The organism is Eggerthella sinensis (assembly GCF_003339815.1).
In the GTDB taxonomy this organism is placed as follows: Bacteria; Actinomycetota; Coriobacteriia; order Coriobacteriales; family Eggerthellaceae; genus Eggerthella; species Eggerthella sinensis.
This window is the reverse complement of record NZ_PPTT01000001.1, coordinates 160,172-173,684: the sequence shown is the minus strand read 5'-3', so window position 1 is coordinate 173,684 and position 13,513 is coordinate 160,172. Positions and strand designations below refer to the sequence as shown.

Genomic DNA, 13,513 nt, shown 5'->3' with positions numbered 1-13,513 from the left:
AACGCTTCCGAAACTACGCCGCACGAGGCGGAATTTCCTCCTACAAACGGTATGAAGTTGCAGGCGGGGGCCGACTTCATACCGGTTTTCTGATATAACCATGGTCGAGGGGAAGGGGTGTCCGATGCGTTTGATCCGCTTGTTTTTCGCGCGCACGCCCGGCGTGATGGGCGCCGTGGCGGGGCTTGCCTGCGCGCTCATGGTGCTTGAGGTGCAGCGCATGCCGGTTGCGCACTTCGTGAGTTTCTCCATGTTCGCGCCCGTGCCCTACATCGTGGAAGCGGCGGTGCTGCTTGCAGTGATCGCCTGGTATCGGGTGCGTCCGGGCGCGCGGCTGAGCGCGAGCGTTGCCGTGCGCGGTGCGGTGGCGGCGGTTGCGCTGGTCTCCTCGTGGCTGCTGCTGTACGCGGGGCTTGCCGACGACGGCACGGCGCTCGGCGTGCTCATGGTCTACCGCGCGAGCACGGGGTTGCTCGTGGTGTTGTGGGGCGAGCGGCTCGTGGAGCTGGGCGCGCGCCGCGCGGCGTGCACGTTTGCCGCGGCCTGCCTGCTGTCGGGCGTGCTCACCATGGCGCTCGCCCTGTTCCCGAGTGCGGTGGCGCCGCTGTTGCTGGGGGCGTTGCCCCTTGTTGCGGGCGGCGTGTTCGTGGCGTATCGGCCGCGGGTGGAAGGCGACGCGGGCGTGCTCGAGCGGCCGCTGCCGCGCTTCGCGTGCGCGAGCACGAAGGACAAGGTGGTGGCCGTTGGGTTGGTGGCGCTGCCGCTCATCTGCCGCGGCCCCATGGTGTCGGCGCAATCGTCGTGGATGACGCTGCAGGGCGACGCGGCCATGGCCGCGCTCATTCAGGTGGCCATCGGCTGCGGCATCGTGGCGGCCGGGCTCATCGCGCTGCTCGTGACCGACCGGGTGTGGAACCGCAGCTTCATCCTCGTGTACGAGCTGTTCGTGCTGCCGGTCACCTTCGTGTCGTTCTGCACGGCGCAAGCCTCGGCCGACCTGTGGTTTCTCCACATGCTCATCGTGGATTCCACGTACAAGGTCACGCTGTTCTACATCGTCATGACGCCGTTTTTGTTCCCGGCCTCGCGTGCGGGCAACGCGTCCTGGCCGCTCATCGGGTCGTTCGCGTTCATGATTGCGGTCCGTGCGCTGTTCGTGGGATTGCAGTCGGCGCTGCCGGCGCCGGCCTACGCGGGCCTCACCGTAACGGTGGTGCTGGCGTCGTTCGCAGGCGGCGGGGTGCTGTCGTTTCTGATCATGCAGCAGCAGGCGAACAGACGCGAGGCCGTGCAGGCCGAGGCGGCGGAAGCCGTGCTGGCGAACCTCGAGGAGCGCTGCGCCGCCGCGGCGGCGCGCTTCGATCTCACGCCGCGCGAGCGGGACGTGCTTCTGTTGCTCGCGCAGAACTACCGTGCACCGTACATTGCCGAGAAGCTGGTGGTGAGCCAGTCGACGGTCAAGACGCACATGCGCAACCTCTACGGCAAGCTGGGCGTGCACTCGCAGGCGGAACTGCTTCTGCGGCTCGAGCAGGAAGCCGAGAGCATTTCGGCCTAGGGTTTAGTGGCGGCGGGCGAAGGCTTCGAGCACGAGCTGGGCGCGAGTGCCGATGGGGGTTTCGTTCTCCGCGAGGAAGCGGGGGACGTCCTCGATGGCAAGCTGGAAGGGTTCGATGAGCTCGGCCGGCTCGGGTTGCGCATCTGAAATGCGCTCCACCTGGGCGAACACGACGTGCACTGTCTCGTCGGTGAGGCCGGTGGACGAGTAGCCCGCCTGCGGAAGCGGTTGGAGCGCCGCCGCCTCGTCGAGGTCGGTGCGCAGGCCGTAGCCCGTCTCCTCGCGCAGCTCGCGGTTCACGCACGTGGCCAGATCTTCGCCCGGCTCCATGAGCCCGGCCGGAAACGCGATGCACCAGCTGTTGAGCGGGTAGCGGAACTCGCGGATGAGCAGCAGCTTCCCGTCGGCCGTTTGCCCCACGATGCACACGGCGTCGGCGGGGGTGCGCATCCCGCGCGCGTTGCCCTCGAGTTCGGCGCGGTACGCGTCGAGGGCCTTGCGCGAGGCGCTCTCGTATTCGTAGCGCGAGCCGTCGGGCATGTCGTAGGCGAGCACGTACTTCTTGATCCAACCATCGGAAACCTGGCGGATGTCGGCAAGCTGGGGAACGGCGGTCATGGGAGCTCCTTCGTGGGTTGGGTGCGGAGACTAGAAGTCGAACACGTCGCCGACGTTGGCGGCGATGCAGAGGTCGGCTTGGCGGTCGCGCGGGGTGGGGGTGCGGTTGACGATGACGAGGCGGCGGCCGGTGAAGAAGTCGATGAGCCCCGCGGCCGGATACACGGCCAAGGAGGTGCCTGCCACGACGAGGAGGTCGGCCTGTGCGAGAGCGTCGACGGCGCCCTGCATCGTGCGCTCGTCGAGCGGCTCCTCGTAGAGCACGACGTCGGGCTTGACGATCCCGCCGCAGGCGGGACACCGCGGGACGCCGTCGGGCGCTTGCGCGCGGAGGGCGAGCAGGTCTTGGACGGGGTAGGGCGCGCGGCAGCCCATGCAGAAGTTGCGCAGGACGCTGCCGTGCAGCTCGAACACGTTTGCGCTGCCGGCTTTCTGATGCAGGCCGTCGATGTTCTGCGTCACGACGGCGCTGAGCGTGCCGGCCTGCTCGAGTTCGGCAAGCTTCCGGTGCGCGCGGTTGGGCTGGGCGTCGAGGGCCAGCATGCGGTCGCAGTAGAAGTCGAAGAACGCGCCAGGATGCGCGTCGAAGAAGCTGCGGCTGATCATCTGCTCGGGCGGGTAGGGGTACTTCTGTGCGTACAGCCCGTCGGGGCTGCGGAAATCGGGGATGCCGCTCTCGGTGGACACGCCCGCGCCGCCGAAGAACACCATCCCGCCCGGAGGCGTGTCGGCCACCCAGCTGCGGAACGTGTCGATGTCGCGTGCGGTGGGTTCGTCCATGGCTCCTCCAATCAGGTTTGCCCCATCATAGCAGGAAGGCGACCGGGTGGTCGCCTTCCTTGGAGCGTGGGTTGTGTGCGGGGGCTAGCCTTCGATGGCGATGCTCTTCTTCTCCTCGAGCTTCGGCTGCTCCTGCTTCTTCGGCACGGCGATGCGCAGCACGCCGTCTTCGAACTTTGCCTTGATGTCGTCTTCCTCGATGTCGTCGCCCACGTAGAACGTACGGCTGCACTTACCGCTGAAGCGCTCCTTGCGGACGTACGTGCCCTTCTCGTCCTTGTCCTCGGACTCAGACTGCGTCTGCGCGGCGATGGTGAGGTAGCCGTCCTTGAGGTCGGCCTGCACGTCATCCTTCTTGAAGCCGGGCAGGTCGATGGTCAGCTCGTAGCCCGCGTCGGTTTCCTTGATGTCCGTGCGCATAAGGCTGGGCGACATTTTCTGCATGGCTTGCATCGGGGCGCTGGCCGCGTCGAAGAACGCGTCGAACGGATCGGTCATCAGCTCGCTCAGCAGGTTGCGATTCCTCCGCATCGGTACCATCATGGCCATGGGTCATCATCTCCTGTTAACTCGGTGGTGTAGGCGGTAGGTTCGGTTGTGCCGGCGCGCCGCCTTGCTTGGTATGGTTGTATTGTAGGAAGGCAATTAGCACTCGGCAAGCGAGAGTGCTAATTGGTTACTTTTTCGTAATGTTTTATGCGCCCCTTTGATGCGCGGCGGGTGCTCCCTTTCTTTTTGGCGCGTCCGGGTGTTTTCCTTTTCCCCCATGGCATGCGAGTGCCCCCCTCCCATGGCGCGCGCGAGCGCTCGCGGGTTGTATGCGGCGCTTGCGCGCCGTCGATGCAACCCGCAGGTCCCCTCAACGGCGCGCCAGCGCCGCACGGACCCGCGAAACTCCGGGCGCGCCAAAGAAAAAGGGAAGGCGCGCCCGCCGCGCGCTAAAGCCCCTCGTCAGGCGCTCTCTACCCCTCGTCTCCCAGGACGCGGTCCATCATTTCTTGGCGGTTGGCTACTCCGAGCTTCGCGTAGATGTGCGCGATGTGCGTCTTCACGGTGTTTTCGGCGAGCACCAGTTCGTCTTGGATGAGCGTGCGCGTGCGTCCTTGGGCCAGCAGGATGAACACCTCGGTTTCGCGGGGCGACAACTTGTACGCGACGGCGATGTCTTTGCAGCGGTCGGCAATGGCGCGCGACACGTGTTCGCCCGTCAAATCGCCCTGCGGGGCGGGAGCGGAAACGGAGCAGGAGGTCGGCGCGGGTTCCGGCTCAACAGGGTCGTTCTGCGCGCCGAGGCGCCGCGCGCCCATCCACTCGCTCACGATGGCGGCAATGGTGAGCGAATAGGCGGCGCCCAGCATCACCATGCTGCTGAACGCCACGCCGCTGCCCAGCAACGCCACCCATAGGATGGAGCTGAGCGCGTAGACGGCCGCGGCGATGCCCATCACGCGATACGACGGCATGGTCAGCGCGTCGACAGCCGTCACCACCACCATCCAGAACAGCAGGTGAGCGCACGAGTCGTCGAGCCTCATGAACGCGTCAAGCAGCGCGGCGGGAATGCCCTGCGCCGACGTCTGAGACACCACGACGAACAGTCCGCCGATCACGAAGATGAACGCCGGCTGAAAGCGCAGGTCGAGGCGCCATTGCGTCGTTTTCACCAACGTGGCGTACGCGAACAGGGCCAAGAGAGCCGTGGAAACGAGCGAGAACAGGAGGCCGGCGAACAGACCCTGCGCGGCAACGGCCTCGTTTCCCCACAGCCCGATGGAGCTGAACGATCGCACGGTGGCCAGCAGCAGCGCGCCGGCTGCAACCAGCACCATGAGGCTGCGTCGGCCTTCGTGCCCCTTCGGCAGCTCGGCGCGCCGAGGCTGAAGCTCGAGCGCGTCCGATCCCGCTGCGGCGCTGCGGGCGCCCTTGAGCAGGGCCGCCGAGACGAGCGGAAGCGCTATGGTGATAACGATTTGCCAGACGGAAGGCACCGCTTCGCGCACGATGGGCAGCACGAGCGTCTCCGTCGCCAATGCGGCGACGATGCACCAGGCGGTGCAGGCGAAGGTTTGCGTGCGGGTGAGCAAGAGGTAAAACCGCGAGGCGATCCAGAAGTACCCCGCGCCGAATATGACCAACCCGGCTACGGCCAACACGATGGGATCGAACAGGCTTTGGTTCGACGCGAGGGCGAAACAGGCGGTGCCCACCGATGACGCGAGCGGCAGCACGTAGGAAAACGGACGGTCGCGTTCGCGCAGCCAACGCGGGGCAAGCGCGAAGGCGATGCCCACGGCAAGGATACCCAGCAGGAAGAACAGGCGCGGATTGACGGCGGGGTCGAGGTCGTGCAGCGAGGAGGGGAAGCCTCCGGTATGGCCGGCCAAGGTGCACCAGAGCAGGTTCGCTCCCAATCCGGCGGAGGCAAGGACGGCACTGCGATTGACGCGCGCGGCGGCGCTGTTGTGCATGGTCCGATCCCCCCGATTCTCTTCCCGGCGCTCCCTCAAGCGTCGGTGCGAAGCCCCTGGCAGGGCTGGGTCATTATATACGATTTCCACGATAGGCGAAAAGGTGCCCACCTCCATCAACCAAACCGGGGGATACCCGCACGGGTTCGCCCCATTATTCACCCGGATGCGTTGATGGTGCGCGAAACGGTTCGATCGTACCATCGTCCCCGCATGCGGCAGGCGCGCGTTGCGCGTGGGAAGGAGGGTCGGGCCGAAGGTTCGCGCCGTTGCATTTCGGATGAGAGAAGACGGAGGAGATCATGAAAAACATGCGACTGAAAACCGCGCTCGGCATGGCGGGGGTGGTGGTCGTCACGGCGGCCTGCTGCGTCGCCGGCCCCGCGTTGGCTGTCGATTCCGCATCGACTGCGGACGAAATCGTGCGGGGAGGGGAGCCGGACGGCGACGTCCAGTATCCGGGCAAAGAGTACATCGTGGACAACTACAGTAAGTGGGACAAGATTGCCGAGGAGTATGCCCCCGAAATCATCAAGTACGCGAACGGGCAGCTGGTGCAGCGCACGCCCACCGAGTACGAGTGCCCCCATTGGATGCAGCAAAGCTGGACCATTTCGTACAACACGTACTACCTCGACGCCGACAATCGCGGGTGCAATTCGTGCCACGCCGATTTGAACGCGATGATCGAGAACATGGAATACAAGCACGCCACCATCGACAACGAAGCGCTTGAGACGTACGGCGATGTGAACCAATGCATCTCGTGCCACCGCGACAACGGCGACGATTTCGGCCGCCTCATACATGCCATCCACTTCAACGAGCGCAGCGGTTCCAAGTTCGCCGAGGGCTCGAACGGCACGTGCCAATCGTGCCACGACGCGACGGCGGACGGCAACGGCATGCAGCTGTGGGACAACGTGAAGCACGAGGCGCTGCAGGGCATCAACAAGGTTGAGAACGTGCAGGGCGAGTTCGCAACAACCCAGGACAAGGTGCAGACGCAGGACGAGCTGTACAGCTACGACTTCGTCCACGGCTACTACGACCACATGCGCTACGCCTGCAGCCCTGCAGGTTTGGACATCGACCTGCCGCAAAGCATGTTCGACGAGTGGGAAATAACCATCGACGGCAACGTGAACGAGCCCTATACGGCGAACCTGCCCGACCTGGTGGCCGAGGCCGAGGCGGCCGGCGTCGTGGTGACGAAGCCGTCGAAGATGGTGTGCGAGCTGAATCCCATCGGCGGTGGCGGCATCGGCCAGGCCGAAATCACGGGCATTCCCGTAAGCTGGCTCATCGAGAAGGCGGGCGGCTACACCGAAGACACGAACAGCGTGCGCGTCATTCGCGCGGACGGTTCGTCGCGCAGCGGGTTCGACCTCTCGGTGCTCGACAAGGGGTACTTGGTGTACAAAATCGGCGGCGAATACCTTGACGCGCGACACGGTTTCCCGGTGACGCACTGGCAGGAAACGTACGACGCACAGATTTTCTCGAAGCAGATCAACGGCTACCACGTGACGTCCGATGTGATGGACGAGCGCGTATGCGGCCAGGTCAACCAAGAAGGTGCGCAGGTGAACCGCCCGAACGTGACGGTGTGCGGCGTACCCGAGGGCCTCATCATCCAGAACGGGCAGCCGTTCACGTTCAGCGGTTACGCCGATGCGTTCGACCATCCCATGAAGACGGTGGAATTCTCCATGGACGGCGGCGAGACGTGGACCCCGTTCGAGGTGGGCGACGTCGATCCGGCGAAGTGGCTGTGGTGGAGCTTCACGTTCACGCCCGAAAAGGAGGGCGCATACGTGCTGAGCGTGCGCGGCACGGACGTTGACGGCGAAGTGAGCTATCGCAATCACGAGGTGCTGGTGAACGCGAAGGACGAGATGCCGTCCGAAGACGAGATCACCGAGATCGGGAAGATCGTCGATCCGGCTTTGGCCGACGGCGAAGCTTCCGGCGATCAGCAGTAAGCGAGGATGAGTGACATGACACAACGAAGCAAAAGGGTGTTCGCCGGCGTTGCCGGGGCGGCGCTGCTGTTCACCGGGTCGGGCATGGCGTTGAATGCGCTGAACCCCGCCCCTGCCGATGCGTCCGACGAGGCGCGTGGAACAACCCATACGTTCAACGAGAACGTGGTGGAGGCCTCCTGGGCCGACATCGACGACGGCTCGTACGTGCGCGTGCCGGACGTGCAAGGGACCTTCGTGTTCAATCAGCTGGGAACGACGCCGAACGACGAGCTGTTCAACGTATTCGGCACGGCGCTGACTTCGATGTGCTCGAAGCCCGCCGTTGAGCTGGGCTCTCAAGCGGACGGAGTGGCCAACTATTACGTGAACGTGGGCGGCCACATCCAGAAGAACTTCACGGTGGATGTGAGCGCGCTGTCCGAAGATGCCAGCGAGGAGACGCTTATGGCGTGCTCGTGCGCGACGGGCTCGCCCTTCGGGCAGGCGGCGGTGCTGGGCGTGCCGCTTGCCTCCATCGTCGAAATGGCCGACTTGGAAGACGGCGTGAACACCGTGACGGCGTACGGCGCCGATGGATTCGGACAGCCCTTGCCGCTGCGCTACGCGTTGGAGCACGACGCGATGCTGGTCTATCAGGTGAACGGCGAAGAACTGACGTCGGCCGAAGGGTCGAGCATGCAGCTCTGGATGCCCGAGACCGTAGCGCGCTACTTCACACGCAACATCACCGACATCGAGCTGACGCGCGAAGATGCCGTGCCGGACGTGCAGCAGGTCGATCCGTGCTACCGCAACAAGGTGAACATCATGAACTACGCCGACGGCTGCACGTTCGCCGCGGGAGACGAGATCACCTTCGAAGGGGTGGCCGACGATGTGGGCAGCCCCATCGAGGCCATCGAGTTCTCGTTCGACGGTGGAACCACCTGGACAACATGCGCCACTGAAGGCGCCACTGCCGACAAGTGGGTGAACTGGCAGTTCACCACCACCTTCGAAGAGCAGGGCGATCATCGCATGACCGTCCGAGCCAAAACCGCCGACGGCACAGTATCCCCGCTCGAAGCCACCCTGCTGTTCGCCGTCGAGTAAGGGTAGCTTCCTATGTGGCGCCCGGGCGCTTTCTTTTTCCCATGGCGTGCCCGGGTGCTTTCTTTTTTCCCACGGCGCGCGAGTGCCCCCCTTCCCATGGCGCGCGCGAGCGCTCGCGGGTTGTATGCGGCGCTTGCGCGCCGATGGTGCAACCCGCAGGTCCCCTCAACGGCGCGCCAGCGCCGCACGGACCAGTGAAACTCTGGGCGCGCCATGGGAAGGGGGGGGAGGCGAGTCCGTCGCGCGTCATGGGGTGGCGGGGTGAGGGGCGCGCCCGCTGCGCGCCACCCCTCTCACCTCCCCAAACACCAAAATGACCCCACGGGGGTAATGGTCATCCTCCTTCTTCGAACGCATGATGCGGGCTAGTAAGACGTACGAAACGAGCGAGAAGGAGGAGGATCATGGTCGATGAGACGAAGGGCGCGCCGCCGGAGCCGCGGCGCACGAAGCGCGGGTGGATCGTTGCGGGCGTGGTGGCCGCGGTGGTTGTCGTGGCGGGTATTGGGGCGTGGGTGTGGCACGAGCAGCCCAGCTTCTGCAACGCGCTGTGCCACAGCCCCATGGACGCGTACGTGGAAAGCTACGGCGCGGGCGATCCGGGCACCTTGGTGACGCAGCATGCCGAGACGGGCAAGACGTGCCTCGACTGTCACGAGGCAACCATCACCACGCAGGTGTCCGAGGTGATGGCGTGGGTGTCCGACAGCTACCCCATGGACGAGGACGGCCAGCTGCTGGCCACGGGCAAGGAGTTCGCCACCGAGGAGTTCTGCACGAGCGGCGGCTGCCACGACATGAACGAGGTAGTGAACGCCACCTGGGGCTTCGAGGGCAACGACGAGAAGTACAACCCGCATTCGAGCCATCAGGACAACGCCATCGAATGCAGCGATTGCCACAAGGTGCACGAGACGAGCACGCTGTACTGCGCCAAATGCCACGACCTGCAACTGCCCGAAGGATGGGAGGCCACCAATGAATAACGCACAAAGCGGATTGTCCCGCCGCAGCTTCCTCAAGGGCGCGGGTATCACGGCCCTCGGCGCGGCGGCTGCCGGCGCGCTTGCGGGATGCGGCAACGGCTACGTGAACGCTGCGGAGGCGAAGAACGTCGCCACGCAGATGCCGGGTACGCCCAGCTGGTTGGGCGCGGCGCCCGACGTGGCCGAAACCGACATCACCGAAACCATCGATGTGGACGTGGTGGTAGTGGGGTGCCGCACGGGCGGTTTGCCCGCCGTCATCTCGGCTGCCGAACATGGCGCGAAGGTGCTCGGCATCGAGCAGATGAGCGCCATCGCCACGCCGCGCGAGGACTTGGGAGCGATCGACTCCACGCTGCAACGGGAGTCGTTCGAGGAGTTCCCGCAGTTCGAAATCGACAAGATGGAGGCCATGGAGGACATCGTCCGCTATGCCAACGGCTTCGTGAACTACGATTTGGTGAAGCTGTGGGCCGATGAATCGGGCGACATGATCGACTGGCTGAGCGAGATCATCGCTCGCAACGGCGAATTCGCCATGCGCTTCGAAGGCTCGGTGGGCACGGAGGGGCAGGGCGCGCGCGACAAGGCGTGGGCCACGGGCCACAGCCCGGAGAAGCTCACGGACAACAAGGACGTCACCTTCGGCACCACGCTGCGCGACTATGCCGAAGAGCTCGGCGCCGAGTTCCGCTACGACACCATGCTGGTGAAGTGCGAGCAGGATGCGTCGGGGCGTGTGACGGGCGTCATCTGCCGCGACGGGAACGACCGCCACTATCTGCGCGTCAACGCGAGCAAGGGCGTCATCCTGGCCACCGGCGGCTACGCGGCGAACACCGAGATGGTGGAGGCGCGTCAGGCGTGGAACAACCGCTTGAAAATCAACGTGCCGGTGGGCGGGAGCTGCACGGGCGACGGCATCAAGGCCGCCCTGTGGTGCGGTGCCACCATCGATCCCATCGGCGCGGCCGTCACGTTCAACCGGGCGTGCTGCAAGCCCGACGAAGTGGCCGGCAGCGACCTCGTGGGCAAGTGGTTCTGGTTCGGCGAGCAGCCGTTCCTCAAGGTCAACCTGAACGGCAAGCGCTTCTGCAACGAGAGCGGCCCGTACGATTACATGCTGCACTCGGCGTTCATGCAGCCGTACCATACCTATGTTGACATCTGGGATTCGGACTATGTCGAGCAGGTGCGTCAGATCAACGAGGTGGGCTGCTGCCGCCTGTACCCCTTCGACAACGGGGCGCCGTCGAACATGCCCATCACGAAGATGGCGAGCGATTTCGAAGCGCTCATCGAGGCGGGCTACATCCAGCAGGCCGACACGATGGAGGAGCTGGCCGAGAAGCTGAACCTGCCGGTGGATGCCACGGTGGAAACGTGGGAGCGCTACAACGGGTTCGCCGAAGCGGGCAAGGACGACGACTACAACAAGGAGCCCTACCGCCTGACGCAGCTCACCCATCCGCCGTACTACGGCGTGCGCACGGGCGCGTGGTTCTTGGCCACCATCGACGGCGTGCTGATCGACACCGACATGCATGCGGTGGACGAGGCGGGCAAGGCTATCGACGGTCTGTACATGGTGGGGAACGACTCGGGCGGTTTCTTCAGCGTGAGCTACCCCAACCTGTTCACCGGCTTGGCCGCGGGCCGCACGATGACGTTCGGTCGCCGCGCCGGCATGCTGGCGGCCACCGGGCAGGCGTAGGCCCCGCATCGACCCCTCTTGCGAAGCCCTGCCGCTCGATGCGGCGGGGCTTCGCTGGCGAAGGGCACATGCCGCCCCGGGTTCGATGTCGCTGTCCAGCTGCCGACCCTCGAGGCCTCCCGTATCGACAGAGAGACGCTGCCCGCATAGAATACGGCCATGGATTCGTTCGATCTCTTCAACATAGCGCTTGACGGGTACAGCGCGCTTTTGTGCGCGATGATGGGCGCCCAGGCGCTCGTTGCCGCCCGCGGGCGCCGCGACGAGGTGAGTCGCTGCTTCGCGGGCATCTGCCTGGCGAACACCGTCATGGCCTTGGGGGATATAACGTCGTGGGCTCCTGCGCCACCGTTGGATCAAGGCCAGTATGTGCTGGTGGTGGCGGGTTCCTTCGCTTACTATGCGGCCGTGATGCCCCTCTATCTGTTCTTCACGGGCTACATCGTATCGTACTTGGAACGCCGCACGCAGCTTGCGCCGGCGGTACGTCGCGCGATCCCGCCGCTTCTGGGGGTGCTGTTCGTGGCGTATTCGGCCTGCTGCGTTGCCTCGCTGTGGAACGGGATGCTGTTCGTCGTGACTCCTGAGGCGGGTTATGAGCGCGGTAGCCTGTTCTGGATATCGCAAGCGTCCGTCATTGCGCTGCACCTGTTCAACGCTGTTATCATCCTGCGCCATTTCGGCAGTCTGACCGCAGCGGAGCGCCTGGGCTTCGCAAGCTATCTCCTGCTGCCGATGGTGGCCAACGCGATGCAGGTGGCGATGTTCGGCGTGGCGCTTCTGAACGCTGCCATCACGGTGGTGCTGCTCATCATCTTCATCAGCATCCAATCCGAGCGCAAGGCGCTTTTGGCGCGGCGCGAGCAGGAGCTGGCCGAGACGCGCGCCGACATCATGCTCAGCCAGATTCAGCCGCACTTCCTGTACAACACGCTTACGGCCATTCGCGAGATGTGCCTGAGCGATCCGACCGAGGCGGCGCGCATGGTCACGGACTTCTCGGCGTATCTGCGCGAGAACATGGCCTCGCTCACCAGCCGCGAGCCCATCCCGTTCGAACGCGAGTTGCGGCATGCGTGCACGTACCTGGCGCTCGAGCAGAAGCGGTTCGGCGATCGGCTGCGCGTGGAGTTCGACGTGCGGGCCACGGCGTTTTCGCTGCCGCCTCTGTCGCTGCAGGCGCTCGCGGAGAACGCGGTGCGTCACGGCGTGACGAAGCGCGAGGAGGGAGGCCGGGTGCGCGTGGCCTCTACGGAGGAGCCGGACGCGTTTGTGGTGACGGTTGCCGACGATGGCGTGGGCTTCGAGCCGGATGCGGTGGGGCTCGACGGTCGGTTGCACGTGGGCATCGCGAACGTGAGCGCACGCGTGGAGGCGCTGTGCGGCGGCGCGCTTGTGGTGGACAGTACGCTGGGTGCGGGCACGCGCGCGACGCTGCGCATCCCGAAGGGGGAGGGCGCGGGCGGCGGTGCCGGCAGCGGAAGGGGCGGCGAATGAACATCATCGTAGTGGACGACGAGCCGCTGGCGCTGCGCGGCATTGCGCGCCTTGTGCGGGAGGCCGGCGAGGCGAGCGAGGTGCAGGAGTTCTCGCTGCCGCGCACGGCGCTCGCCTTTGCGCGCGAGCATCGCGTGGACGTGGCGTTTCTCGACATCGAGATGCCCGGGATGAGCGGCATCGAGCTGGCGAAAGCGCTCAAGGACAGGAATCCCGACACGCATATCGTGTTCGTGACCAGCTACGAGCAGTATGCCCTCGATGCATTCACCGTGCGCGCGACGGGCTATTTGCTGAAGCCGGCGCGTCTTGAGGACGTGCGTCGCGAGCTCACCTTCGTCTACGATGAGCGCCGTGCGCGCGTGCGCCGGCCGAGCATCGTGCACGTGCGGACGTTCGGAGGGTTCGAAGCTGAGGTGGACGGCGTACCGCTGTCGTTCAAGCGCTCGAAGTCCAAAGAGCTGTTCGCGCTTTTGGTGGACAAGCGCGGTTGCGGCGTGGCTACGCGCGAGGCGTGCGCGGTGCTCTGGGAGGACGCGCCCTACAATGCTTCGAGGCGCAGCTACTTCCAAAACATCGTGGCCGATCTGCGCGCCGCGCTCACCGCTGCGGGCGCGGAGGCGGTGCTCGTGCGCTCGCGGAACAGCCTGGCCATCGACCCGGCGCTCATCGACAGCGACAGTTACCGCTTCCTCGAGGGCGACCCTGTTGCGGTGAACTCGTATCGCGGCGACTACCTGCCCGCCTATTCGTGGGCCGAGTACTCCATAGGCCCGTTCCTGCGCATGGGCTAAGGTTCGCCGCGCTTCGTG

The 13,513-nt window shown here is 65.3% G+C and carries 11 protein-coding genes; 7 read left to right on the top strand and 4 right to left on the bottom strand.

The genetic code is table 11. The annotated features are described in order from the left end of the window. Window positions 1-124: 124 nt before the first annotated feature. Entirely contained in the window at window positions 125-1,558 is a 1,434-nt protein-coding gene (locus tag C1876_RS00640; RefSeq protein ID WP_114544792.1) for a LuxR C-terminal-related transcriptional regulator, read from the top strand. Window positions 1,559-1,561: 3 nt separating this feature from the next. On the opposite strand, the gene C1876_RS00635 is transcribed toward C1876_RS00640, so the two are convergent. The 4 genes from C1876_RS00635 to C1876_RS00620 all read right to left on the bottom strand — a co-directional run bounded on the left by C1876_RS00635 (window position 1,562) and on the right by C1876_RS00620 (window position 5,424). Beyond that, window positions 1,562-2,176 (bottom strand): NUDIX hydrolase, encoded by a 615-nt coding sequence (locus C1876_RS00635; protein ID WP_114544791.1) that lies wholly within the window; start codon window positions 2,174-2,176, stop codon window positions 1,562-1,564. A gap of 30 nt (window positions 2,177-2,206) precedes the next feature. Further along, window positions 2,207-2,956, bottom strand: a complete 750-nt coding sequence (locus tag C1876_RS00630) for an NAD-dependent protein deacylase (protein WP_114544790.1) — start codon at window positions 2,954-2,956, stop codon at window positions 2,207-2,209. 84 nt (window positions 2,957-3,040) lie between these two features. Further along, window positions 3,041-3,505 (bottom strand): Hsp20/alpha crystallin family protein, encoded by a 465-nt coding sequence (locus C1876_RS00625; protein ID WP_114544789.1) that lies wholly within the window; start codon window positions 3,503-3,505, stop codon window positions 3,041-3,043. Window positions 3,506-3,918: 413 nt separating this feature from the next. Then, window positions 3,919-5,424, bottom strand: coding sequence for a helix-turn-helix transcriptional regulator (locus tag C1876_RS00620; RefSeq protein WP_114544788.1), 1,506 nt, complete (start codon window positions 5,422-5,424; stop codon window positions 3,919-3,921). A 302-nt stretch (window positions 5,425-5,726) separates the two neighbouring features. On the opposite strand from C1876_RS00620, the gene C1876_RS00615 reads away from it, so the two are divergent. The 6 genes from C1876_RS00615 to C1876_RS00590 all read left to right on the top strand — a co-directional run bounded on the left by C1876_RS00615 (window position 5,727) and on the right by C1876_RS00590 (window position 13,495). Then, entirely contained in the window at window positions 5,727-7,409 is a 1,683-nt protein-coding gene (locus C1876_RS00615; protein ID WP_114544787.1) for a molybdopterin-dependent oxidoreductase, read from the top strand. A gap of 15 nt (window positions 7,410-7,424) precedes the next feature. Then, window positions 7,425-8,504: a molybdopterin-dependent oxidoreductase gene (locus tag C1876_RS00610; protein WP_114544786.1), complete on the top strand. Its 1,080-nt coding sequence runs from the start codon at window positions 7,425-7,427 to the stop codon at window positions 8,502-8,504. A gap of 404 nt (window positions 8,505-8,908) precedes the next feature. Then, on the top strand, window positions 8,909-9,490 hold the full coding sequence (locus C1876_RS00605; RefSeq protein ID WP_114544785.1) for a cytochrome c3 family protein: 582 nt from the start codon (window positions 8,909-8,911) through the stop codon (window positions 9,488-9,490). Next, complete coding sequence (locus tag C1876_RS00600) at window positions 9,483-11,204, top strand: FAD-dependent oxidoreductase (RefSeq protein ID WP_114544784.1); 1,722 nt, start codon at window positions 9,483-9,485, stop codon at window positions 11,202-11,204. The genes C1876_RS00605 and C1876_RS00600 overlap by 8 nt, the downstream gene beginning before the upstream one ends. Before the next feature lie 159 nt (window positions 11,205-11,363). After that, a complete protein-coding gene (locus C1876_RS00595) occupies window positions 11,364-12,701 on the top strand; it encodes a sensor histidine kinase (RefSeq protein ID WP_114544783.1) in 1,338 nt (445 codons plus the stop codon). After that, on the top strand, window positions 12,698-13,495 hold the full coding sequence (locus C1876_RS00590) for a response regulator (protein WP_114544782.1): 798 nt from the start codon (window positions 12,698-12,700) through the stop codon (window positions 13,493-13,495). The genes C1876_RS00595 and C1876_RS00590 overlap by 4 nt, the downstream gene beginning before the upstream one ends. The last annotated feature ends 18 nt before the right edge of the window (window positions 13,496-13,513 follow it).